This is a genomic window from Streptomyces sp. NPDC021096 (assembly GCF_040641275.1).
Lineage (GTDB): Bacteria > Actinomycetota > Actinomycetes > Streptomycetales > Streptomycetaceae > Streptomyces.
The window spans coordinates 130169-152659 of record NZ_JBFADG010000002.1 but is presented as its reverse complement, the minus strand read 5'-3'; the positions used below and the strand labels follow the sequence as shown (position 1 = coordinate 152659).

18 protein-coding genes are annotated in these 22491 nt (G+C 71.5%); 10 read left to right on the top strand and 8 right to left on the bottom strand.

Translation table 11 applies throughout. From position 1 onward, the window contains the following. Positions 1-71: 71 nt before the first annotated feature. Together AB0G59_RS04280 and AB0G59_RS04275 are read right to left on the bottom strand one after the other, a co-directional pair. Positions 72-1367, bottom strand: a complete 1296-nt coding sequence (locus AB0G59_RS04280) for a NucA/NucB deoxyribonuclease domain-containing protein (RefSeq protein WP_360907862.1) — start codon at positions 1365-1367, stop codon at positions 72-74. 179 nt (positions 1368-1546) lie between these two features. Then, entirely contained in the window at positions 1547-3202 is a 1656-nt protein-coding gene (locus AB0G59_RS04275) for an APC family permease (protein ID WP_360908606.1), read from the bottom strand. 607 nt (positions 3203-3809) lie between these two features. Between AB0G59_RS04275 and AB0G59_RS04270 the strand changes: the two genes are divergently transcribed. After that, the gene (locus AB0G59_RS04270) at positions 3810-4823 is read left to right on the top strand and encodes an ETX/MTX2 family pore-forming toxin (protein ID WP_360907860.1); all 1014 of its coding nucleotides are present in this window, start codon (positions 3810-3812) and stop codon (positions 4821-4823) included. A 128-nt stretch (positions 4824-4951) separates the two neighbouring features. On the opposite strand, the gene AB0G59_RS04265 is transcribed toward AB0G59_RS04270, so the two are convergent. Continuing rightward, entirely contained in the window at positions 4952-6322 is a 1371-nt protein-coding gene (locus AB0G59_RS04265) for an aldehyde dehydrogenase family protein (protein ID WP_360907858.1), read from the bottom strand. A gap of 78 nt (positions 6323-6400) precedes the next feature. Then, positions 6401-6820 (bottom strand): hypothetical protein, encoded by a 420-nt coding sequence (locus tag AB0G59_RS04260; protein WP_360907856.1) that lies wholly within the window; start codon positions 6818-6820, stop codon positions 6401-6403. Between the two features lie 292 nt (positions 6821-7112). Between AB0G59_RS04260 and AB0G59_RS04255 the strand changes: the two genes are divergently transcribed. Beyond that, positions 7113-8255, top strand: a complete 1143-nt coding sequence (locus AB0G59_RS04255; RefSeq protein ID WP_360907854.1) for a hypothetical protein — start codon at positions 7113-7115, stop codon at positions 8253-8255. A gap of 146 nt (positions 8256-8401) precedes the next feature. Continuing rightward, on the top strand, positions 8402-10021 hold the full coding sequence (locus AB0G59_RS04250; RefSeq protein WP_360907852.1) for an FAD-binding protein: 1620 nt from the start codon (positions 8402-8404) through the stop codon (positions 10019-10021). A gap of 17 nt (positions 10022-10038) precedes the next feature. On the opposite strand, the gene AB0G59_RS04245 is transcribed toward AB0G59_RS04250, so the two are convergent. Next, on the bottom strand, positions 10039-11313 hold the full coding sequence (locus AB0G59_RS04245) for an alpha/beta hydrolase (RefSeq protein ID WP_360907850.1): 1275 nt from the start codon (positions 11311-11313) through the stop codon (positions 10039-10041). Positions 11314-11487: 174 nt separating this feature from the next. On the opposite strand from AB0G59_RS04245, the gene AB0G59_RS04240 reads away from it, so the two are divergent. Continuing rightward, positions 11488-12501 carry a winged helix-turn-helix domain-containing protein gene (locus AB0G59_RS04240; protein WP_360907848.1) on the top strand — a complete coding sequence of 338 codons (1014 nt, stop codon included), beginning with the start codon at positions 11488-11490 and terminating at the stop codon, positions 12499-12501. A gap of 121 nt (positions 12502-12622) precedes the next feature. Beyond that, positions 12623-14032 carry an amino acid permease gene (locus AB0G59_RS04235; protein ID WP_360907846.1) on the top strand — a complete coding sequence of 470 codons (1410 nt, stop codon included), beginning with the start codon at positions 12623-12625 and terminating at the stop codon, positions 14030-14032. Positions 14033-14137: 105 nt separating this feature from the next. Here the strand turns inward: AB0G59_RS04235 and AB0G59_RS04230 are convergent, their stop codons facing one another. Then, a complete protein-coding gene (locus tag AB0G59_RS04230; protein ID WP_360907844.1) occupies positions 14138-14782 on the bottom strand; it encodes a CatB-related O-acetyltransferase in 645 nt (214 codons plus the stop codon). Positions 14783-15038: 256 nt separating this feature from the next. On the opposite strand from AB0G59_RS04230, the gene AB0G59_RS04225 reads away from it, so the two are divergent. Both AB0G59_RS04225 and AB0G59_RS04220 read left to right on the top strand, forming a co-directional pair. Further along, complete coding sequence (locus AB0G59_RS04225) at positions 15039-16250, top strand: serine hydrolase domain-containing protein (RefSeq protein WP_360907842.1); 1212 nt, start codon at positions 15039-15041, stop codon at positions 16248-16250. Positions 16251-16686: 436 nt separating this feature from the next. Continuing rightward, on the top strand, positions 16687-17622 hold the full coding sequence (locus AB0G59_RS04220; protein WP_360907840.1) for an abortive phage infection protein: 936 nt from the start codon (positions 16687-16689) through the stop codon (positions 17620-17622). Between the two features lie 349 nt (positions 17623-17971). Here AB0G59_RS04220 and AB0G59_RS04215 read toward each other — a convergent pair whose 3' ends face one another. After that, positions 17972-18895 (bottom strand): MurR/RpiR family transcriptional regulator, encoded by a 924-nt coding sequence (locus AB0G59_RS04215; RefSeq protein WP_071966400.1) that lies wholly within the window; start codon positions 18893-18895, stop codon positions 17972-17974. A gap of 131 nt (positions 18896-19026) precedes the next feature. Here AB0G59_RS04215 and AB0G59_RS04210 point away from each other — a divergent pair, with 131 nt between their 5' ends. Continuing rightward, positions 19027-19788, top strand: coding sequence for a uridine kinase (locus tag AB0G59_RS04210; RefSeq protein ID WP_360907838.1), 762 nt, complete (start codon positions 19027-19029; stop codon positions 19786-19788). Here the strand turns inward: AB0G59_RS04210 and AB0G59_RS04205 are convergent. Then, a complete protein-coding gene (locus AB0G59_RS04205) occupies positions 19775-20530 on the bottom strand; it encodes a helix-turn-helix transcriptional regulator (RefSeq protein WP_360907836.1) in 756 nt (251 codons plus the stop codon). The genes AB0G59_RS04210 and AB0G59_RS04205 overlap by 14 nt on opposite strands. Before the next feature lie 54 nt (positions 20531-20584). Between AB0G59_RS04205 and AB0G59_RS04200 the strand changes: the two genes are divergently transcribed. Further along, positions 20585-21835: an MFS transporter gene (locus tag AB0G59_RS04200; RefSeq protein WP_360907834.1), complete on the top strand. Its 1251-nt coding sequence runs from the start codon at positions 20585-20587 to the stop codon at positions 21833-21835. Positions 21836-21878: 43 nt separating this feature from the next. Continuing rightward, on the top strand, positions 21879-22454 hold the full coding sequence (locus tag AB0G59_RS04195) for a hypothetical protein (protein WP_360907832.1): 576 nt from the start codon (positions 21879-21881) through the stop codon (positions 22452-22454). The last annotated feature ends 37 nt before the right edge of the window (positions 22455-22491 follow it).

Genomic DNA, 22491 nt, shown 5'->3' with positions numbered 1-22491 from the left:
CGGGCCGGAGCAGGAAGGAACGGGCAGAAGCGGCTGATGCATGCCCCTCAACCGGTCAGCGGCTCAGCGGCTCAGGACGAGATGGCGACGTAGAACTTGTCGCGGTGCAGGATGCGGTCCGCCGCGTACCACGCGGCCAGCGAGCCGCCCGCCGAGCGGTTCTGTCCGCTGTCGAGGTACCTCACCGAGAAGTTGTTGTCGCCGACCCCGGCGCCCTCCCACGTCGAGCCGAAGGGGTACTCGTCGCAGTCGAGGCCGTCCGAGGGCGTGGGCCGGATCGGGGCGCAGGCGTTGTTCTTCGCCGTCTCGTTCTTCTGCCGCTGGGTGGCCGCGGCGGCGTCCCACTTCTCGTAGAGGCGGCTGAGCGTCTTGCCGCTGGCGATCGAGCCGGGGATGACCTTGCCCGGCTTCGTCGGCCAGGTGGAGGCCGGCTTGGTCTGGGCGTCGTAGATGTGGTCGGCCACGGCCTTGTGGCTGGTGGACGAGCGGCTGTAGCCCATCACCGGTGAGACGCGGTCGAATATCGCGCCGTTGAAGTGGTTGAGGTAGCTGGCGGAGTCGGCACGCATGCCGGAGGAGATGATCTGCGCGGCGCCGCCGGTGTTGCGTATGTAGGAGGCGATGGCGCAGCGGGAGACGAAGTCGCGTCCGTAGCCGTCGGCGCGCTGGCTGGAGATGTCGTGCGTGGCGGTGGCGCCGGATTGCCAGGCCGACAGCAGGGCCGGGTTGGAGGGGTTGGCGTGGACGTCGCAGGCCTTGTTGGAGCCGTCCGGGCCGCTGTAGCCGCCCGCCGCCCAGTCGACGCGCAGCAGTCCGTCGGTGGTCGTACCGGTGCGGACGACGCGGTCCAGGGCGGTGGTGAAGAAGGCGCCCCGGTCGTTGGCGTAGATGTTGCCGGCGGTGAGCTGTCGCCAGGAGACGTGGCCGATGACCTTGCCTCCCTGAACGACGTCGTAACCGCTGGTGGAGACATGACAAAACTCGAAGTGGTTGATGATGCGCGTGCCTCCTGAAGGAAGCAGGGCGGCGCACTGGGCGGGCGAGACGGCCGCGGGGCCGAGGCCGCGCTGCTTGGGGCCGGCGGGCGCCCGGTCGGCGTCGACGGTGTAGGTGGCGCCGGTGCGCCGGGCGATGGCGTCGCCGTGTTCGCTCTGGACCGGCGGGGCGGCCGGGGCGGGCGAGGTCCGTAAGGACTGCGGCAGGGCGGTGCCTATCGGGGTCAAGGGGTGATCGGCGTCGACGGTGCGGGGCGCGGTGACGACGATGGCGCGATCCGGCGGTGTGACGGATGCGGCCGTGGCGGCCGTCGTCGTACTCACGCCGATGAGGAGGGCAGCTGCGGTGACCGTGAAACGGGCGCGCGACACGTGAACTCCCTTGCCTGCCGAGGGCATTGGTGCCCCACACAAGCACAAGCCACGGGGGAGGTCCCGTGCGGATCCGGCCATTCCCGCCCTTGCCCGGGCAGTGGCCTCATGAGCCCCTGGGGCATGAGAACGGACCGGCCCCCTCCCCCGCACAGGGGGAGGGGGCCGGTCCGCAGGCGTCAGGAGGCGACGGCTTCGACGGGCTCGGGCCGGCGCTGTTCGGGCACGGACCCGGCGGCGGTGGCGTCGAGTACGGGGTCGGGATCCGGCAGGCCCGCGCGGTGGGCCTGGACTCCGGCACGCACGGCCCAGAAGTAGAAGCCCAGGGCCGAGACGGCGACCAGCGTGATGTCGAGGCCGCCCGGGATGACGTCGTGGCCGCCGAACTCGGCGCTGCCGAGGGCGGACAGCAGTGCCAGCCACAGCAGGAACCCGACCATCCACCAGGCCGGCGCGAACTGGCGCCGCAGGCTCGTCTCGCCCCGGCGGCGCAGCACCACCGCGGCGATGGGCACCGAGATCAGGGTGAGCACGGCGACCTTGCCGGTGTTGGGCCACTTCGACCAGTACAGGGCACAGGCCGCGAACGCGAAGGTGATGGGGCAGAGCACCGAGGCGGCGGGGAGGCGGAAGGGGCGGGGCAGGTTCGGCTTGGTCTGCCGGAAGACGCCGACCGCGATGGGGCCCATGAGGTAGGAGACGACCATCGCGGCGGAGACGACGCTGGCCAGGGCCTCCCAGCTGTGGCCGACGGTGAGGAGCAGCAGCACGGAGAAGCCCAGGTTCAGCCACATGGCGGGGCGGGCGACGCCGTAGCGGGGGTGCACCTCGGCGATCTTCTTGGGGAAGAAGCCGGTGTCGGCGAGGTTCTGGGCCAGGTACGCGGCCGAGGCGACGTTGCCGATGTTGGCGCCGTTCGGCGAGATGAAGGCGCCGAACTGGAGCATGGTGACGACCCAGTGCAGCATCAGCAGCTTGGCGAGGTCGGCGAAGGGCGACGAGAAGTTGATCCCGCTCCAGCCGCCGGCCTCGGCGAGCCGCTCCGGCGGTACGGCGCCGAGGAAGGCGACCTGGAGGGCGAGGTAGATGACCAGGCCGAGGGAGAGCGCGCCGACGAGGGCGAGCGGGATGGCGCGGCCGGGGTTCTTGGCGTTGCCGCCGAGGTTGACGACGGCCTGGAAGCCGTTGAAGGCGAAGACGACGCCGGAGGCGGTGACGGCGGTGAGCACCGCGGACCAGCCGTTGGGGGCGAAGCCGCCGTGGGCGGTGAAGTTGCCGGTGTGGAAGCCGGAGGCGATGAGCGCGCCGACCGCGAGGACCGGAATGGCGAACTTCACCAGGGTCAGGAGATTGTTGGCGCGCGCCAGCAGCTCGACCGACCAGTAGCAGGCCAGCCACAGGGCGACGGTCAGGAACAGCGCTGTCGCCATGCCGGTGCCGGTGAGGCTGCCGTCGGCGACCAGGCCCCGGGCCCAGCCGAAGCTCCAGGACGACATGTACTGGGTGCCGGCGATGGCCTCGATGGGGATCAGGGAGGCGGTCGCGATCCAGACCGCCCATCCGGTGATGAAGCCCAGCACCGGGCCGTGCGAGATGGAGCCGAACCGGGCCATGGCGCCGGGCAGCGGGTAGGCGGCGCCGACCTCGGCGTACGTCATGGCGATCATGCCGATGAAGACGGCGCCGATCACCCAGGCGACCAGCGCGGCGGGCCCGGCGACCTGGGCCGCCTGACCGGCTCCGAAGAGCCAGCCCGAGCCGAAGATCGACCCCAGCCCGATCATTATCAGGGCGAAGAGGCTGAGGCCTTTTCGATTGGCCGCGCTCATATCCACGACGTGCATTTCCGTTCTGTCCGGAGACCGAGGGGGCGCCTCTACGCGCCTCTCGGCCATCCGGTTTCCGGGCCTGCTCCGTCCGCGCGCACCGACCGGCGACGCCGTCTGCCGGGCTGAGCGAAAAGCAACCGCCTGCACTGCGTGCCGGCCCCATGGGCTCCGCCGAAATCGGCCCCCGGGAACGGACACCGGGTGTGGCGCGACGAGTCCGGTGGGCCGTGAATTAAGATCGACGGCGGTCCGGACTCGATGACGACGAGATGGCCGAGGACGCAATAGCGACGCCGGACATATTACGGCAACCATGGGTAACAGCCACATTCACCCCTGGCCGCAGCAATGTCATGCTCACGCCATCGTCGACTACGGAGCGTACACCCCCGACGCGGAGCGGCCCGCGCGGTCGGCGCGACCGCCGACTGTCAGGCCCTTCTGACGCTCTGTCACAAACGTGGCCGCGCAACAGGGCATGCCTCATCGTGACGTGCCGTGAACCGTGGGCGACGGGACCAAAGTCCCTATGCAGCACGCGCGAACGCCGATTGCATTGATCAACAAGCAGCTTCGCCCGTCCGTCCCCCACCACAAGAAGGTACGGGATTAAATGAGTTACGTCTCCAGACGCCGCATTCTCACGCTCGCTCCCGCCGTCGGAGTCGCCGCGGCCGTTCCCCTGTCCGTCGTCACAGCGAGTGCGGCGACGGCCGCCCCTCGCGCACGGAGTCAGGAGAAGAGCCGAGCCGCCGCCCGTTCGCTGCAGGAGATCACGGACGCGTGGGGCCAGTGGATGGCGCGGGAGAGATTCCCGCAGTCCAACGGCTGTCGCTTCACCGCCTCCACCGACTACGGGAAGCAGAGCGCTCTCGGCGATTACCACCGGCATCAGGTCCGTACGAAATACAGCGGCATCGTCTACGACCCCAATGCCCCTTCCCCCGTCCCGGGACAGGTCAGTTCGGTCGCCACCAATTACCGCAACGGCACGGACGTCGAGCAGATCGTCACGTACAAGCAGAGCAGGACGACCGAGCAGGATCTGCGGATATCGGTGACGGAGTCGCTGAAGGTCGGCGTCACGGTGGAGGTCTCGGCGGAGATCCCGGCGGTCGCCAAGGTCAGCGAGACCACGTCGATCGAGGCGAGCCTCTCCTCGACGCAGGAGTTCTCGCACAAGGAGACCCAGAACTGGAGCGTCGACCTCCCCCTCAAGATCCCGCCGAAGTCGGTCGTGGAGGCGACCCTGGTGGTCGGCACGCAGAAGTACGACATCGACTGGACGGCCACGGTCGGCCTGTCGGGAAGCGTGGCGATCTGGTTCAACGAGAAGGTCGACCTCAACCACGACGGTGACAACCACTGGCTCTGGTTCGTCCCGGTCGAAGAGGTGTTCCGGGACTGCCGGTCGCACGGGATCGTGGACGTGTCGGGCTACGAGGTCACGTCGGAGGGCGTGAACGCCTTCGCGAGCGGGACGTTCTCGGGAGGCCAGGGAGTCTCCCTCAACATCAACGCGGTCCAGAAGCCGCTCGACGGCCGGCAGAAGCGCAGTACCGCCACCCGGACGATTCCGATCCCGCTCGATCAGAACGGAAAGAAGACCGCCGTCCCCGGTCGCTGAGCCCGACGCCGCGCGTGAGGCGGTGCGCGTGAGGCAGTAGGGATGAGTCAGTGCGTCGAGCCGTGGGGAGCCCGCAAGGACAGCGGGCCCCGCCACGGCTCGGCGTGCGTTCCCGAGGGGTCGGGGCCTCAGGCCGACGGACCCTCGAGGACCGCCTTGCGGTGGCTGAACGTCTCGATCGAATAGCGGCCGTGATACCTGCCCATGCCGCTCTCGCCGACGCCGCCGAACGGCAGGTCGGACACCGTCAGATGGGCCAGCGGCAGGCCGAAGCCGAGGCCGCCGGACGAGGTTTCCGACGCCAGGCGCCGCCGGGTCTCCTCGGATCCGGTGAAGGCGTACAGCGCCAGCGGCTTGTCGCGGTCGTTGATGAAGGCGATGGCCTCGTCCAGGCCGGGGACCGTGACGATGGGCAGGATGGGACCGAAGATCTCCTCCTGCATGACCGGCGCCCCGGGATCGACGTCCGCCAGGACCGTCGGGGCTATGTACTTCGTGGCGCGGTCGCCGTCGCCCCCGGTCACCGCGCGGCCGGAGCCGAGCAGGGCGGTCAGCCGGTCGAAGTGACGCTCGTTGACGATCCGCCCGTAGGCGTCGGACGCCGCGGGGTCGGATCCGTACAGCGCCTCGACGGCCCGGGTCAGCGCGGGCTCCAGGGCGCGGGCGGTCCGCGGGTCGGTGAGGACGTAGTCGGGCGCGACGCAGGTCTGGCCGGCGTTGAGGAACTTGCCGGCGGCGAGCCGTGCCGCGACGGCGTCCGGGTCGGTGTCGCGGTCGACGAACACCGGCGATTTGCCGCCCAGCTCCAGCGTCACCGGCGTGAGGTGCCGGGCCGCCGCGGCCATGACGATGCGGCCGACGGTCGCGTTGCCCGTGTAGAAGATGTGGTCGAAGCGCTCGGCGAGCAGGGCCGTGGTCTCGGGGACGCCGCCCTCGACGACGGCGACCGCGTCCGTGTCGAGGTACCGGGGCAGGAGGCGGGCGAGGGCGGCGGAGGTGGCGGGGGCGAGCTCGCTCGGCTTGGCCACGACCGCGTTGCCGGAGGCCAGCGCTCCGACCATGGGGGCGAGCAGCAGCTGCGCGGGGTAGTTCCAGGGGGCGATGACCAGGACGACGCCCAGCGGGTCGTACTGCGTCCAGGCCGTGGCCCCGGCGAGGTGGGGCGGGACCGGGGCCGGCTCGGGGCGCAGCCAGTCGGCGAGGTGGTCGAGGGTGTGGTCGATCTCCCGGATCGTGAAGTCGATCTCGGTGCGGTAGGCCTCGTACGAGCTCTTGCCCAGGTCCTCGTGGAGCGCGGCCACCAGTTCCCCGTCATGCTCGGTGAGCATGGCGCGCAGGCTGCGCAGCTGGCCGGTGCGCCATGCGGCGGGCTTGGTGCGGCCCGTGCGGAAGGTGGCGCGGAGCCTGGCGACGACGTCGGCGGGCTGCTCGGGGGCGGTGTGGTGCATGGTGCCTCGATCGCGGTGGTGGGTCGGACGACGTTTGCTTGATGTCCTCAAGCAACCACTTTGATGTAAGCGCCAATATTTAAAGTTGTCAAGTAAATGGGATGCCGCCCCTGCCGTCCGGCCCGGGCGTCAGGTCGTCGCCACCGGCTGCGGCTCCCGTCCTGCGTCGGCGGCGGCACCGAGGAACGCCTCGATGTCCTCGTCCTCGCATCCGCCCAGGATGGTGTGAACGGCGTCGAGGATGGCGCAGGACCACGCGAACACCTCGTCGAGCGGTGCGCCGAAGGCCGAGCGGAGGGGGCCGGAGAGGTAGGAGCCGTACGGGATCGGCGAGCCGGCCGTCCCTCCGGCCTGGCGGTAGCCGCGGAACCCTTCGACGGCACAGGCCATGAAGCCGGCGAAGTCGGGGCCCAGGAGTTCGCGCAGGTCGCGCAGCAGCAGCGTCGCCGCATGGAGGCCGCGCGGGCCGGCGGCCAGCGCCCCCTCCCCCATGCGCTGCCGGAGCTGCTGGTCCAGGGCGGCCCGGTACAGGGTGTCCTCGTGCGTCATGAGCGCATGGGTATCCGACCCCGCCCGGAGGCGACGGGGGACTCGCCGACCCCGTCGCCTGGATGGCCGGACGGGAAGCCCCGGCACGGGTGCCCGCGGAACGCCGTCGGCGCCCGTCTAGAGTTGCCGCGCCGAACCTGGCAAGACCCTGACAAGTGAGCGTGAAGTGACCATCGAACCACCGGTGCCCGGGAGACCTTCGAGCCATGACGGAGGGTCACCTTCCGTATCTGACGAGGAGTGGGAGCGCTTCACCCGGGACCATGAGCGGGCGATCCGCGAACAGGCCCCCGTGGAACCGTCGGCGCGGGCCCGCATGGTCACCGCCCGGCTGCGGCAGGAGGACGAGGCGGCGGCCGCGGCCGGCCGCAAGGGCCTGCGCCGGCTGAGGGCCGGAAACCGGCGCGGCGGGAACGTTCCGCCCAGGGAGCCGGAGGGCTGGCGCACCGGGCCCGCCTGGCAGGAGATGGACGGGCGGGCGGACCGCAGGCGCCGGATCCTCGGCGGCGTCGGCGTCCTGGCGGCCGTCGCGGCCCTCCTGTTCGCGCTCGACCCCGACAAGGCCCTCTCCCTGCTCCCCGGTGGCCAGGACAAGGGCGAGGCGGCCGCGCGGAAGAACCCGGCGCCCCTGCCCGCGGAGAGCGGCCGCCCCGACGGGGCCCCGGGCGAGGCGCCGGCGGGAACCGCGACGCTCGCCCGGCCCTTCGCCGGCTCGCCGTCCGAGCAGTACGACGACGGCGCGAAGGGCATCGTCCTGCCCGAAGCCGAGCCGGTGGGCACGCTGTCGAAGGACCAGGTCGCCTCGGCCCTGAAGACGACCAGGGACTTCCTCGTCGCCGCCAACCTGGAGCCCGCGACGATCCGCGGCGAGCGCCCCACCGCGGCGCTCGCCCTGATCGAACCGCGCCAGGAGGAGCTCACCGCGAAGATGAACACCTCTCTGAGCAAGCCCGACCGGGAACACGACCCGCTGCTGCTCTTCAGCCGCTTCGACGCGAACGAGGTGCGCATGGTGGGCGAAACCGTCAAGACGCGGGGACGGATGACGTTCAAGGAGGGCGAGAAGGGCTCCGTGGTAGTCCACGCCGACTACACCTTCGTCTATCCGCTCGTGAAGAAGGCGGACGGCTCCCGCGAGGTGGCGCGCACCATCGTGCGCCGCGTCATCGACACCGAGCTCCACGACCCCGCCCGCTTCCAGGTGACCGAGGGCAAGGTGGCCGTCCGGTCCTTCGCCGTGGACATCGGCAATACCGCTTGTGGCGTCCGCGACGGTTTCCTGCACCCGGCCTTCCCGTCCCACCGCACCGGCGACTCGCAAGAGTCCGGCCCCGCCGTCGACCCCTACGACCGGAGCAAGGACCTGCGCGCCGAGGGGAGCGCCTCCGCCGCGTCCGGCTCGGGCGGTGAGTGCGGCACGACCACCAGGACCTGAGGGGCCTTACGGCCTCCTAGGGGAGCCCCTACATCCTTCGGTGGAGGGGCAGTTGGTCATCACGGATGATGTTCCGTCGCACCGCAGCGCCGATCGTTGGGGGGAGATCCTTTCATACGGCGACGAGGCGACAAGGGGAGCGGACCATGGCGGAAGTGACACGACGCGGCGTACTCGCGGGAGCGGCGGTGATCGGCGGTGCGGCCGCCGCGGCGGCCGCACAGGGCATCGCCGCTCCGGCCGCCCTCGCCGCGCCGCCGGCAGACGGCCCGCCCCCGCCGGACCCGGTCACCGTCGGTCCCGGGGACCCCCGCTACCGCTCCCTGACCGAGCGCGGCTTCAACGCCCGCTTCGTCGGAAAGCCCGACTACGTACGCGTGGTGAGCACGACCGCCCAGGTCGTCGACGCAGTGCAGCAGGCGGTGCGGGAGGGCAAACGCATCGCCGTGCGCAGCGGCGGGCACTGCTTCGAGAACTTCGTCGACGACCCCTCGGTGCGCGTCGTCATCGACGTCTCCCCCATGAGGGCGGTCTTCTACGACGCCCGGCGGCGGGCGTTCGCGGTCGAGCCCGGCGCGTTACTGGGCGAGGTGTACCGCAGACTGTTCCTCGGCTGGGGCGTGACCATCCCGGCGGGCGCGACCGCCGAGGTCGGCGTCGGCGGCCACGTCCTGGGGGGCGGGTACGGCTCCCTGTCCCGCCGGTACGGGTTGTCCGTGGACCACCTCCACGCCGTCGAGGTCGTGGTCGTGGACAAGTCCGGGAAGGCCTCCGCCGTGGTGGCCACTCGGGAGCCCTCGGACCCGAACCACGACCTGTGGTGGGCGCACACCGGCGGCGGGGGCGGCAACTTCGGCATCGTCACCCGCTACTGGTTCCGCGACCCGGCGGCCAAGGGCTCGGACCCCGCGCACCTGCTGCCCAGGGCCCCGGAAGCGATCACCTCCTTCTACGCCACCTGGTCCTGGAAGGACCTGGACCGACGCTCGTTCGAGGCACTGGTGCGCAATCACGGCACCTGGTACGAGCGCAACAGCGCACCGGACTCGGCCTACGCCGGGCTGTTCAGCGTCCTGATGCTCAACAGCCGCAAGGCGGGAACCGTCAGCCTGGTGGGGCACCTGGACTCCACCGGAGCCGGTGCGCAGCGGCTCATCGACGACTACGTCGCCGCGGTCGGCCGCGGGGTGGGGGCCCGGCCCGACCGGGGGCAGGAGGACGAGCCGTGGCTGCAGTCCGCGGCCAACGTGCAGGAGTCGAGCCCGGCCTCCTTCAAGGGCAAGGCCGCCTACCTCCGCAAGCGCTTCACGGACCGGCAGATCGCCGCTGTCCACGACCATCTGACGAGCAAGGCGGGTGGTGAGGTCGACGGCTCCCTGTGGCTGGTCTCCTACGGTGGGAAGGTCAACACGGTCCCGGCCGACGCGACGGCCGTCGCCCAGCGCGACTCGATCCTCAAGGCGGTCTACATGGCCAGCTGGGAGACTCAGCGAGGGAAGCCCGAACCGTGCGTGGCGTGGGTGCGCGACCTCTACCGGTCCGTGTACGCCGACAGCGGCGGCGTGCCCGTGCCGGGAGCCGTGAGCGACGGTTCCTTCATCAACTACCCCGACGCGGACCTCGCCGACCCCGCCCTCAACACCTCGGGCACCGCATGGCAGACCCTGTACTACAAGGACAACTACCCCCGTCTGCAGCGCGTCAAGGCGAAGTGGGACCCGCGTGACGAGTTCCGTCACGCCCTCTCCGTCCGCCCACCGAAGTGACGACAGCTCTCGTGACGTCAGTGTGACGGCAGGTGCCGGGCGAAGAACGAGAGCAGGCAGTGGCGCACCAGGGGCACCGATGTCGCCGGGTCGATCGCGCCGATCAGCTTGGTGCGGTCGGCGGCGCTCATCAGGCCGGCGGTCTGCAGCTGGGGCGCCATGGCGGCGTAGTCGGTGAACACCCAGTGCGCGGCGTCGTCGATCCGGCGCCGGCCGGTGTGTCCCCGGTGCGCCAGCATGGCCGACCAGGAACGCTCCAGCTGCTTCCTCTCCGTGAAGCCGTCGGTTCCCAGCAGGAGCAGCGGCCGGTCCACCCCGTACCGGGCGACGGGGAACAGCTCTCCTTCCTTGCCGAGCGCCTGCGGCGGGTGGTCGAGGTAGCCCTCCATGTCGACCGCCGCGTGGATGCGGCGGTCCTCGTACAGCGCCTGGGCGGCGGTCGTGCCGCCGGCGGAGTGGCCGTAGACGCCCACCCTCCGCAGGTCCAGCGCGCGCCCGAGGTCCTTGGGCAACGCCCGTCCGTAGGCGTCGGGGTTCCGGCCGCCCGCCAGCACGGCGAGCCGGTCCAGGACGAACCGGATGTCCGCGACCCGGGTGGCGATGAGGGTGCGGAAGAGGCCGGGATTCGCCCGGGGGTCCCCCCGGAGCACGGTGTCGCGGACCTTGTCCCGGTGGTCCGTCTTCCTCGGGAAGTCGACCTCGCCGGCGTCCCCGGGGTGGTCGACGGTCACCACGACGTGGCCCCGGCTCGCCAGCTCCTCCGCGAGCCCGGTGCCCAGGGTGCGCGGGTCGCCGCCTCCGGGGCTGTACAGGAGCACGGGCCGCCGTACGGGCTGGGCGGGGGCGTCCGCGTACGAGTGGGTCAGGGTGGCCGCCCAGCGCACGCCCGTCGCCGGCAGCTCCGGGTGTATGCGGTGGGCGGTCCCGTCGAACGAGGCCGCGGCGTCCCCGGTCATCTGCGGTGCGGGCCGGTGGCCGTCGATGCCGCGGGCCGGGTAGAACACGGTGACCATCACTTCCCGGACGGGGAGGGCGGCGTCCCACGGGTCGCGCCGGGAGTGGTCGACCAGATACAGCGTGGTGACTCCGGTCCGGTGCGGGCCGGTCGGCGCGGGCAGGCGCAGGGTGACGTCTCCTGCGGCCGCCCGCCGCCGGGCGTGCGCCTGCGCGATGCCCGCGCCGCCGCTCGCCAGCAGCAGCGCTCCGGCCAGTACGGCCGACTTGGCGACGGTTCGCCGGTCCATCGCGGCCGCGCCTGTGCGGTCATGGTCGCCGGTCTGTGTGCGGAACATGGCTCTCCCCTTGTTGCCTGTGTGGCGTCGGTCCTTGCCTCTGCCCCGGCACCCTGGGGGGATTGACGGGGCATGACCTGAATGCTGGTGTCCGGCGGGAGCCCGGGCGATCCTTTAGGCCCTGACCGAAAGGTTGGCGGGGCGTGCTTCAGGGGGTTGGTGATAGGGGGTTTGGTGATACGGGTCCGCTTGACGGCCGACGACTTCGCCCGGGTCCGGTTCGCACCCCGGCCGGCGCCGTTGCAGGAGCTGAACGTCGCCCTGATGAGGATGTGCCTGCCTGGAGACGACGTGCTCGCCGGCCGCTGGAGACGCCGGCAGTGGCGTTCCCTGCCGGTCGCCGTCCGGCCGCTGGCGGACCTGGTTCCCGCCGGGCGGGCACCGCTGTTCATCGACGAGTTCAGCGACACGCTCGAGGACGGGCTGGACGGCGTCCGCGCCACACGCCCCGAGCTGGTCCGCTCCGAGCTCGAACGGGTCTACGCCGAGCACCCGGCACCGGCACCGCCGTGGGTCCGCGATCTGTACCGGGGCGACGCCGACGCCTGGCACCTCGTGCGCCGCGCGCAGCACGCGGCCTTCGACTCGGTGCTGCGCCCCGTATGGCCCCTGGTGCAGGACCTGCACCGGTCGGAGTTCACCCGCCATGCCCTGACCGTGGCCGAGCACGGCGTCGGCGCGGCGCTCACCGCACTCGTCCCGGGCACCCGGCTGCACGAAGGCGTCTGGGAGTGGGAGGGGCCCGGTGAGGGGGACATCGAGCCGGCCGGTCACGGTGTGGTGCTCGTGCCCACCTTCCACTGGCGCGGCCGCCTCCTCCTGTCCCACCGCCCCGGCCGCCCCCTGTACGTGACGTATCCGGCCGGTCCGGGCCTGCCGCTCCCGCCGGCGGGGGCCGGCGGCACGGACGACGCGCTGGCCGGGGTGCTCGGACGGACCCGCCTCGAGACGCTGCTCCTGCTCGCGGAGGAGCACACCACCGGCGACGTCGCCCGGCGGCTGGGCGTCAGCAACGCCACCGCCTCCGTCCACTGCGCCGCCCTGCGCGGTGCCGGGCTGATCACCACGGTCCGCGCGGGCCGGGCGGTCCTGCACCGGCGCACTGCCCTGGGAAGCCTGCTGCTCCAGCGCCGGGCCCCGGACACGGGGCGACCGGGAGGCCCCGGGCGGGGGCACTCCGGCGCGTAGCGATCACGCGGCGGTCACGTTGCGTGAAGCAAGTGTCCGGATATCGGACGAGCCGGGCGCGCCTTCTCCCGAATGCCCATACTCAAGGCTTCCCAATCTCGCATGATGGACAGGTACGACCATGAGCCGGACACTCCCGTCTCCTCCCCCGCTCACGGAGGGCCCCCCGCAACAGGGTTCCCCCCTCTCGAACGGGCTGAAGCAGCGGCACCTTTCGATGATCGCCCTGGGCGGTGTCATCGGCGCGGGCCTCTTCGTGGGCTCGGGCGCCGGCATCGCCGCGGCCGGCCCGTCGATCGTGCTCGCCTACGCCGCGTCCGGCCTGCTCGTGATGTTCGTGATGCGGATGCTCGGGGAGATGTCCGCGGCCAACCCGGCCTCCGGCTCCTTCTCCGTCCACGCCGACCGCGCGATCGGCCCGTGGGCCGGCTTCACGGCCGGCTGGATGTTCTGGACCCTGCTGGTCGTGGGCGTGGCGATCGAGGCGATCGGCGCGGCCCACATCATGCAGGGCTGGTTCCCGGGCTCCCCCTCCTGGCTGTGGGTGCTGGCGTTCATGGCGCTGTTCTGCGGCACCAACCTGGGCGCGGTCTCCAACTTCGGCGAGTTCGAGTTCTGGTTCGCCGCCCTGAAGATCGGCGCCATCGCGCTCTTCCTCGTCCTCGGCGCGCTCGCGATCCTGGGCCTGCTGCCCGGCAGCGACTCCCCCGGCTCGGCGCACCTCCTCCACGACGGCGGTTTCCTGCCCAACGGCATGGACGGGCTGCTGGTCGGCCTCCTGGCCTCGCTCGCCGCGTACGGCGGTCTGGAGACGGTGACCATCGCGGCCGCCGAGTCCGAGGACCCGGTGCGCGGTGTGGCCAAGGCCGTGAAGACGACGATGTGGCGGATCGGCATCGTCTACGTCGGCTCGATGCTGGTGATCGTCGCGCTCATCCCGTGGGACGACAAGGCCGTCACCGAGAGCGGCCCGTACGCCGCGGTGCTCGACCGCCTCGGTGTCCCCGCCGGCGGCGAGATCATGAACGTGGTCGTCCTGATCGCCCTGCTGTCCGCGATGAACGCCAACATCTACGGCTCCTCGCGCATGGCCTACTCGCTGGTCTCGCGCGGCCAGGGCCCGAAGTTCCTGGCCAAGGTCTCCGGCGGAGTGCCGCGCCGCGCGGTCCTCGCCTCCTCGGCGTTCGGCTTCTTCGCCGTCCTCCTGTCGTACTGGTACCCGACCACCGTCTTCGCCTGGCTGCTGAACATGGTCGGCGGGGTCGTGCTGGTGGTGTGGGGCTTCATCGCCGCCTCGCAGCTGCGGCTGCGCCGCCGGCTGGAGCGCGAGGCGCCCGAGCAGCTGGTGGTGCGGATGTGGGGCTTCCCGTACCTGACCTGGCTGACGCTGGCCGGGGTGGCGGGGGCACTGGTGCTCATGACCCTCGACACCGACACCCGGGTGCAGCTGTACTTCACCGGCGGCCTGGCCCTGGCGCTGGCCGTGACCGGCTACGTCCGCCAGGGGGCCGTCGCCGCGACGGCCGACTGAGCCTCTCCGCCCCTATCCGCCCATATCCTCCTCTATTCGACGAAGGCCGGGCCCCTCCCGTAGGGGCCCGGCCTCGGGCGTTCTGTGCGGCCGCGCGGCCGACTGTCAGCCGGCAGGGGCGGCGGCCTCGAGGGCGTCGATGCCGCCGGACATGATGGTGCGCACGTGCTCGGTGATGTGTTCCGCCGGCCAGTCCCACCACGCGACGGCGAGCAGGCGGGCGATGTCGGCGTCGTCGTAACGGGTGCGGATGAGCCGGGCGGGGTTGCCGCCGACGATGCCGTAGTCGGGAACGTCGTCGACGACGACGGAACCGGAGGCGACGACCGCACCGTGGCCGATGCGGACCCCGGGCATCACCGTGGCGCCGTGGCCGAACCAGACGTCGTTGCCGACCACGGTGTCCCCCCGCCCGGGCAGGCCGGTGATCAGGTCGAAGTGCTCGGCCCAGGAGCCTCCCATGATGGGGAAGGGGAACGTGGACGGGCCGTCCATGCGGTGGTTGGCGCCGTTCATGATGAAGCGCACCCCGGTGCCCAGTGCACAGAACTTGCCGATGATCAGCTTCTCCGGCCCGTAGTGGTAGAGCACGTTGCGGGTCTCGAAGGCGGTCGGCTCGTCGGGGTCGTCGTAGTAGGAGTACTCCCCCACCTCGATCAACGGCGAGGTCACCAGGGGTTTGAGCAGCACCACCCGCGGCTGCCCGGGCATCGGATGAATCACGGTGGGGTCGGCGGGGACAACAGGCATCGACAGATCACTTCCGAACTCGCCCGGCAATCGCTTACGGATCACATGCTCGCATCCGCCCCCTGCCCGGCCGAACGCATTTTTCCGGGCCACAGCAGAGGCCGGAATGGGCCGGTCCGTGATCCCTGACGCGCCCTCAGGGTCCTTTCAGGGGCGGCATCAGGGCCGCCCCTGGTGATCCAGCGATCTTGCTCGAGAAGACTCGGGGGACGTTCCGGATGCCCCTGACATCCACTCTTCTCTGGCTGGAGATCTCATGCGCCGTTCCTCGGCCCTGTCCCTCGCCGTCGTGACGGCGGCCACGGCGGCGATATGCGGAGCCGCCCCGTCGCAGGCGGCCTCTTCGGCGGCGGGCCTGGACCGTACGGCTCTGGACGAGGCGATCACGGTGCGTCCGGGTGATGACGTGGCGGGTGCGGTGGCTCAGGTCTACCGGCAGGCGCCCAAGTCGCCCGGTCGGACGTGGCGGGGCGCGTCCGGGGATCTCGTCACGGGGAGGAAGACCGGGGCCGGGGCCCACTTCCGGATCGGCAGCATCGCCAAGCCGATGGAGGCTGTGGTGCTGCTGCAGTTGTCCGCCGAAGGGCGGGTGGACCTCGACGAGACCGTGCAGCACTACATGCCGGGACTGCTTCCGGAGAAGTTCGAGCCCATTACCGTGCGGCAGTTGCTCAACCACACCAGCGGCCTTCCCGACGACTTCGAAGGCGCCCCCACCCCGTCCCCGGACCAAGTGATCGACAGCCGGCTCGACTACTACACCTTCGACCAGGTGATCCAGCAGACGCTGCGGCCCAAGGGACGGCAGGACGAGTCCGGGCCCGGCCCGCACTTCTCCCCCGGAACCCAGCAGCAGTACAACTCGTTCGGGTACCGCGTCGCCGGAAAGCTCATCGAGGAGCTCACCGGTCACCCCCTCCAGCACGAGATCACCACCCGCATCCTGGCCCCGCTCAAGATGAAGGACACCTCCGCGCCCGGCCGCACGTCCCGTGTGCCCCGCCCCTACCTGCCCGGCTACCTGCCCAACGGCAAGGGCGAGCCCGTCGACGTCAACGAGCAGGGCGGCAACCCCTCCAGCATGACCTCCACGACCGCCGACCTCGACCGCTTCATCAGCGGCCTGTTCGACGGCCGTCTGCTGCGCCCCGCCCAGGCCGCCGAACTGCGCACCGTGCCGCTGGGTGCCGACGGCAAGCCGCTCCCCTACCGGCCGGACGGCGCCAACTGCGCCACCGGGCCCGACAAGGGAACCGCCTGCTTCAGCATCGGGCTGATGTACTTCCCGCTGTCCGACGGCTCCGTGGCGTGGGGCAAGACGGGCACCGATCTCGGTTACAAGAGCGGGGTGTTCGCCACCCGCGACCTCAGCCGGCGCGTCGTCTACGCGGTGGGCACGGCCTCGGTGGAGAACCGCACCGCTTCCGCCATCGCCGGTCGCCTCGCCCAGGCCGCCTTCGGCGGCTGAGGCCGGTCGACATCCACGCTCCGCGCCCGTAAGGCGAGTTGGGAGCGAGGGATGTACAACCAAAGTCGTGGTGCGGAGCGGAAGGCCCCTACCTACGGCGCAGCTGTCATAGACCATCGGCTGACGACCCGGCGTCCCGCCGCTCGCCAGACTGGGAGCCGCCTCGCGGGACGGTGGGGCGGGATCGCGAACACAGGGATGGGGAGCCGTTGTGCGGAGCGAGGGGATCAACCGGGCGCGTTTTCTGGCCGGGGCGGCGGCTGCCGGGGTCGGGGTGGCGACGGGGTCGTTAGTGGCGGCCGGGCGGGCCGGGGCGGCCGGGAAGACGGTGCGGGAGCGGACCGGGACAGGGGGCGGGCACGGGCTGACGTACCGGGGCGTGTGTTACGAGGTCGGGGCGGGAGAGACGCCGGCGACGGCGTGGAGCGCCGCGAGAATGCGCGAGGACATCCGGGTGATCAAGGACGAGCTGCACGCGAGCTCGGTCTCGGTCTTCGGTGACGGCATCGACCGGCTGACGGCCACCTCGTCGGAAGCGGCGGAACGCGGCCTGCACGTCTGGCTCCAGCCGCGCCTGGGGGACCACCCGGAGCACGAGATCCTCGACCACTTGGCGGAGACCGGCCGGCACGCCGAGCGGCTTCGTCGGCAAGGCGCCCGTGTCCACCTCAGCGTCGGCTGCGAATTCGTGCTGTACGTGCCGGGCATCGTCCCCGGCGAGAACGTCCTGGAGCGCGTCGAGAACCTGCTCAAGGGGGCGTTCGATCCGGAGCAGACGGCACGGCGGCTGCGCAGTTTCATCGCCCGGTCGGCCGTGGTCGGCAGATCCGTCTTCCACGGCGGAATGACCTATGGCGCGGCGGCCGACGACGAGGTCGACTGGGGCCTGTTCGACATCGTGAGCGTCAACTACTACGCGTACCTCCCGCGCCGAGCCGACTACGTACGGGAGCTCACGGGGTACCGGCGCTGGGGCAAGCCGGTGGCCGTCACCGAGTTCGGCACGTGCACCTATGCGGGGGCTCCGCAGCGGGGCGGCATGGGGTGGAACACCGTCGACTACGACAAACCGGAGCCCGAGATCGTGGGCGACCTCGTCCGCAGCGAGCAGACGCAGGCCGCGTACATCACCGACATGCTCGGGATATTCGAGTCGATGGGCCTGTACGCGGCGATGGTCTACAACTTCGTCAGTCCCGACGCTCCCCACTCGTCCGATCCGCGGCACGACCTCGACATGGCGAGCTACAGCATCGTGAAGACGATACGGACGGGGGCGAAGGGGCCGGGGGGCGCGGCGTCCGAGTGGCGCTGGGAGCCGAAGCAGGCGTTCCATGCCCTGGCCCGGCATTACGGCCGGGCCGGAGCCTGACAAGACGATTACCGGCGGCCCCGACCCAGGGGTTGGCCAGGGCCGCCGAGGGCATCCGAGGGGAGCGGACTACCCGAACGGAACGCCATCGGGCCGACTGAGGAGGGTGTCGTCCCTGGACGCTCGTCCACGTGGCTCCCGGAGGCTCGCCGTCGCGAGCGCTGCTGTACCGGCCGGCTTCAGCCCCGTTCGGGCTCAGGCGCCACCGGTAGTAAATATATTTACTGCCAAGTAAGCAAGGGTATGAAAAATTTCATGCATGTGGAGGGCGTGCAGAGGGGGCGAAAAGCTGCGAAACCCCCACCCGGGGCGGCGGGCGCCCGGAGTCGGGGTTTCCGGAGCCTCGGTCTCAGGGTTCGAGGAAGAAGTCGTGCTGGTCGGCGGCCTGCTCGTACTTCTCCAGCCTCAGCTGTGTGCGCTCGGGGTCGGCGTCGGCCATGGCCTGCAGGATCGCGGCGGACAGCACGCCCGGCGCCGCGTACGAGTCGAAGACGAGGCGCGAGCCGGTGCCGGCGGTCAGCGCCACGTCGGCCTCCTCCACGAGCGGGCCGAGCGCCACGTCGGTGATCAGCGCGACGCGCAGCCCCGTGCTCCGCGCGGCCCGCATCGCCGCCAGGGTCTCGTTGGAGTGCCTCGGCATGGCGAAGGCCAGCACCCATGTCCCGCCCGCCTCGCGGGACTGGAGCAGCGCGTCGTAGGCCACGCTGCCGCCGCGGGAGACCAGCCGCACGTCGGGGTGGATCCGCTTGGCCGCGTAGGCGAAGTATTCGGCCAGGGAGACCGAGATCCGCAGGCCCAGGATCGTCAGGGGGACCGAGTGGGCGAGCTCGCGGCCGATCTCCAGGACCCGGTCGGTGTCGGCGAACACGCGGCGCAGGTTCGCCAGGTTCGCGATCTCGGCGTCGACGGCGGCCTGGAGCTCGTTGCGGCGGGTCTCCTCGCCGGCGTCCGGGGAGCCGGCGACCGCGCTCAGGGCGAGGGGCTGCAGCGCCTCGCGGAGCGCGGGGTAGCCGCTGAAGCCCAGGGAGGAGGCGAAACGGGTCACCGACGGCTGGCTCACGCCCACGCGCTCCGCGAGGTCGGTGATCGACAGGAACGCGGCCTCGGTGAGGTGGTCGGTGATGTACTGCGCGATGCGCCGCTGCGCGGGGGACAGCCGGTGGCCGCCGAACAAAGCACGGACCTTGTCCCCGGGAGCGGGCTCCGTCCCGGGAGACCACCCGCCCGGCGTGATCGCGGACGCCTGCGCCCGTGCCTGCTGCCCTGATGGCACCGGTGTGCCTCCTTCTCGCATCTCCAGGTCAACATAACTCACCCCGCCCAGCGGCCGGGGGCCCTATGGGAGGGCCACAGGCCGGCCCTCCCAGTGATCTTTCTCATCGGGCGGCGGGATAGGTTCACCGCATGGGACTGCAGCGGGCGGGCGTGCATCATTCGGTTTCGACCTGGCAGCAGCCGCACCCTCCGGCGGCCTCCGCCGAGCGCGGCGCGCTGCTCGACGAGGTCGTGGAACGCATTCTGGCCGTCGGCCACGGCAGCCGTGACGGACATGACCGGCCCGGCGGCCCGGGCCGGCTGCTGGTCGGGATCGACGGCTTCACGGCCGCGGGGAAGACGAGCTTCGGGCACGAACTGGCCGAGCGGCTCGGCGCCGCGGGGCGGCCGGTGCTCCGGGCCACGCTCGACGACTTCAAGAAGCCGTGGAAGGACCGGCACCTGTACGACCGGGAGTCGGGCGAGGGGTACTACCGCAACGCCTACGACTACGAGGCCGTCAAGCGCCTGCTGCTGGATCCCTGCCGGTCGCGGGAGGCCACCTCCTGTGTGCTCTGCAGCATCGACCCACTGACGCAGCAGGACCACTCCTCCACCGTGGCACCGCTCGCCGCGGACGCGGTGCTGATCGTGGACGGGGTCTTCGCCTTCCGGCCCGAGATCGACGCGTACTGGGACTTCCGCGTGTGGTTGCACGTGGACGAGGAGCTGTCGGTCCGGCGGGGTGCCGCCCGTGATCAGGACTGGGCGGGCTCCGAGGCGGAGTCGCTCCATCGCGACCGGTACCTGGTGGCCGAGCGGATATACCTTCAGGAGGCCGATCCTCTCCCGCTCATGGACGTCGTCGTCGACAACTCCGCCTTCGCCCGCCCCCGCTTCATGACCCGCTGACCCGGCGGTTGTGGGTGCCGGGTGTGTAGCCGAAGGCGCGGTGGAAGACGTCGATGAAGGCGCTGGCGGAGGCCCAGCCGCAGCGGTGGGCGACCGTGGTGACCGGCACGTCGTCGGCCAGCATGCGCAGGGCGTGATAGAGGCGCAGTTGGGTGCGCCACTGCGGGAAGGTCATGCCCAGTTCGCGGCCGAAGAGGCGGCTGAGGGTGCGTTCACCGGCTCCCGCCGCGCTGGCCAGGGCGGCCAGCGGGCGCGGGTCCGCGGGGTCGCGGTGCAGGAGGTCGCAGACGGCTGCGAGGCGGGGGTCTGCGGGGGCGGGCAGGTGCACGGGTTGCTGGGGTGAGGCGCGCAGTTGGTCGAGGAGGACCGCGCGCAGGCGCAGCCGCTCGGGGGTGTCGTCGTGGGGGCCGCGAGTGTAGGCGAGGATCAGTTCGCGCAGCAGGGGGCTGATGGCGAGGACGGTGGGGGCGTCGAGGCCCAGGGGGTTGGTGTCGGCGGGCAGGCCGAGCAGGTGCAGGGCGAGGTGGCCGTGGGCGCGGGGGGCGTGGACGCAGCCGGCGGGGACCCAGATGGCCCGGGTGCCGGGGGCGATCCAGGTGCCGGCGTCGGTGGTGACGGACAGGACGCCGGAGCCCGCGTAGATGATCTGGTGGTCGTCGTGACGGTGCGCGTCGATGCTCTCCCCGGGGGCCAGCGCCCGGGCGGTGGTGGGCGCTTGGGGCGTGTGGCGGATGTCCGGCATGGGTTGGCATTTTATCGAAAGCGCGTCAGACCGTGCCGTGGCGAGGATGGAGAGGTGCCGAACAAACAGACCTTACGCACCCGACGTACCGGGCCCATCACGCTGCTGTCGCTGGGACACGCCTGCGTGGACGTCTACCAGGGCTCGGTGGCCGCCCTGGTGCCGTTCTTCGTCTCCGAGCGCGCCTACTCCTACGCCGCCGCCTCCGGCATCGTCCTGGCCGCCTCCCTGCTGTCCTCGGTGGTGCAGCCGCTGTTCGGAGCCCTCACCGACAAGTGGGCCATGCCGTGGCTGCTGCCCGTGAGCACGCTGGTGGGCGGCGCCGGAGTGGCGCTCGCCGGTGTCGGCGGCTCCTACGCCTTCACCGTGGCGGTCGTCGCGGTGTCCGGGATCGGCGTCGCCGCCTATCACCCGGAGGCCGCCCGCCTGGCCCGGACGGCCAGCGGTGGCAGCCACACCGCGATGGGCTGGTTCTCGCTCGGCGGCAACCTCGGCTTCGCCACCGCGCCCCTGGTGGTCTCCGCCGTGATCGCCACCGGCGGTCTGGGCGCCTCGCCGCTGCTGGTCGTTCCCGCCCTCGCCGGCGCGGTGCTGTGCGTGGCCGCGCTGCGGGGCGTCGGGGCCCCTGCCGCGGCGGGCGCGGGCGCCGGTGCGGGCCGGGCCGCCGGCGGGGACGACTGGGTGTCGTTCATGAAGTTGTCGGGGGCCGTTGTGTGCCGCTCGATCGTCTTCGTCGGCCTCAGCGCGTTCATCTCGCTGTATGTGCGGCTGCGTGCGGGCGGCGGCGAAGTCGCCGGTACGGCGGCGTTGTTCGAGCTCTACATCGGCGGCGCGGTGGGCACGGTGGTGGGCGGGAAGCTCGCAGCCCGTTACGGCCGCCTCCCGGTCGCCCGGTGGTCCTACGCGCTGACCGTCCTCGCCGTGGCCGGCGTCGTGCTCGTTCCCGGTCCGGCGCTCTACGCGTGCATCGCCCTCGCCTCGGCCGGCCTGTACGTGCCCTTCTCCCTGCACATCACCCTCGCCCAGGACTATCTGCCCCGGCGTGTGGGCACGGCCAGCGGGGTCACCTTGGGCCTGGCCGTCAGCGTCGGCGGCATCGCGAGCCCGGTCATCGGCGCCGTCGCCGACGCCACGTCCCTGCGGACGGCCCTCGCACCGCTGATCGCGCTGCCCGCCCTCGGCTGGCTCCTCCTGCGCACCCTTCACGAGCCCGAGACGCTCGAAGCGGCCGCCGGCCGGCCGTCGGCCCCCGCAGTGCCGGAACCCGCCGCCGACGCCACGTCCCGCCCCGGCGCCCCCCGGTGAAAAATCACCGGCCGCCTCCGGCGTCACGGGTGAAGATGGGCGCATGCAGAAGATCCCTACGCTCTTCGTCCGTGACCCCGACGACCGCCGATACGTCCTGCCCGACGTCACGCCCGGCTGTGAGTGGGTGATGGCGGGCGAAGGCATACCGACCCGCAAGTACGACGGTACGTGCGTGATGCTCGACGACGCCGGCGAGTGGTGGGCCCGTCGCGAGGTGAAGCCGCGCAGGACGCCCCCGCCCGGGTACTTGGCGGTCGAGACGGACGAGGTGACGGGTAAGACCGTCGGCTGGGAGCCCGTCGCGCAGTCGTCGTTCGTGAAGTTCCACGCGGAGGCGCTGGCGAACCCGGCGGCGCAGGCCGCCGGAACGCTCGCCCCGGGCACGTACGAGCTGGTCGGTCCGAAGGTGAACGACAATCCGGAGCGCACGGAGCGGCATGAGCTGATCGCTCACCGGGGTGCCGTGGAGTGCCGCATTCCCGAGCGTTCGTTCGCGGTGATCCGTGAGCACGTCCTGGCCCTCCACGCGTCCGACGGCTGTGAGGGGGTCGTCTTCCACCACCCCGACGGGCGGATGGCGAAGATCAAGGCCCGCGACTTCCCCGCGGGCGGCTGACGTCGGCGGCCCCGGCCGGTCCGTGCCCATCGACGTC

Coding starts and splice junctions, on each gene's coding strand:
- AB0G59_RS04270 (WP_360907860.1), top strand. CDS start 3,810: ATGAGTTACGTCTCCAGACGCCGCATTCTCACGCTCGCTCCCGCCGTC.
- AB0G59_RS04260 (WP_360907856.1), bottom strand. CDS start 6,820: ATGACGCACGAGGACACCCTGTACCGGGCCGCCCTGGACCAGCAGCTC.
- AB0G59_RS04250 (WP_360907852.1), top strand. CDS start 8,402: ATGGCGGAAGTGACACGACGCGGCGTACTCGCGGGAGCGGCGGTGATC.
- AB0G59_RS04245 (WP_360907850.1), bottom strand. CDS start 11,313: ATGTTCCGCACACAGACCGGCGACCATGACCGCACAGGCGCGGCCGCG.
- AB0G59_RS04235 (WP_360907846.1), top strand. CDS start 12,623: ATGAGCCGGACACTCCCGTCTCCTCCCCCGCTCACGGAGGGCCCCCCG.
- AB0G59_RS04230 (WP_360907844.1), bottom strand. CDS start 14,782: ATGCCTGTTGTCCCCGCCGACCCCACCGTGATTCATCCGATGCCCGGG.
- AB0G59_RS04225 (WP_360907842.1), top strand. CDS start 15,039: ATGCGCCGTTCCTCGGCCCTGTCCCTCGCCGTCGTGACGGCGGCCACG.
- AB0G59_RS04220 (WP_360907840.1), top strand. CDS start 16,687: ATGCGCGAGGACATCCGGGTGATCAAGGACGAGCTGCACGCGAGCTCG.
- AB0G59_RS04210 (WP_360907838.1), top strand. CDS start 19,027: ATGGGACTGCAGCGGGCGGGCGTGCATCATTCGGTTTCGACCTGGCAG.
- AB0G59_RS04205 (WP_360907836.1), bottom strand. CDS start 20,530: ATGCCGGACATCCGCCACACGCCCCAAGCGCCCACCACCGCCCGGGCG.
- AB0G59_RS04195 (WP_360907832.1), top strand. CDS start 21,879: ATGCAGAAGATCCCTACGCTCTTCGTCCGTGACCCCGACGACCGCCGA.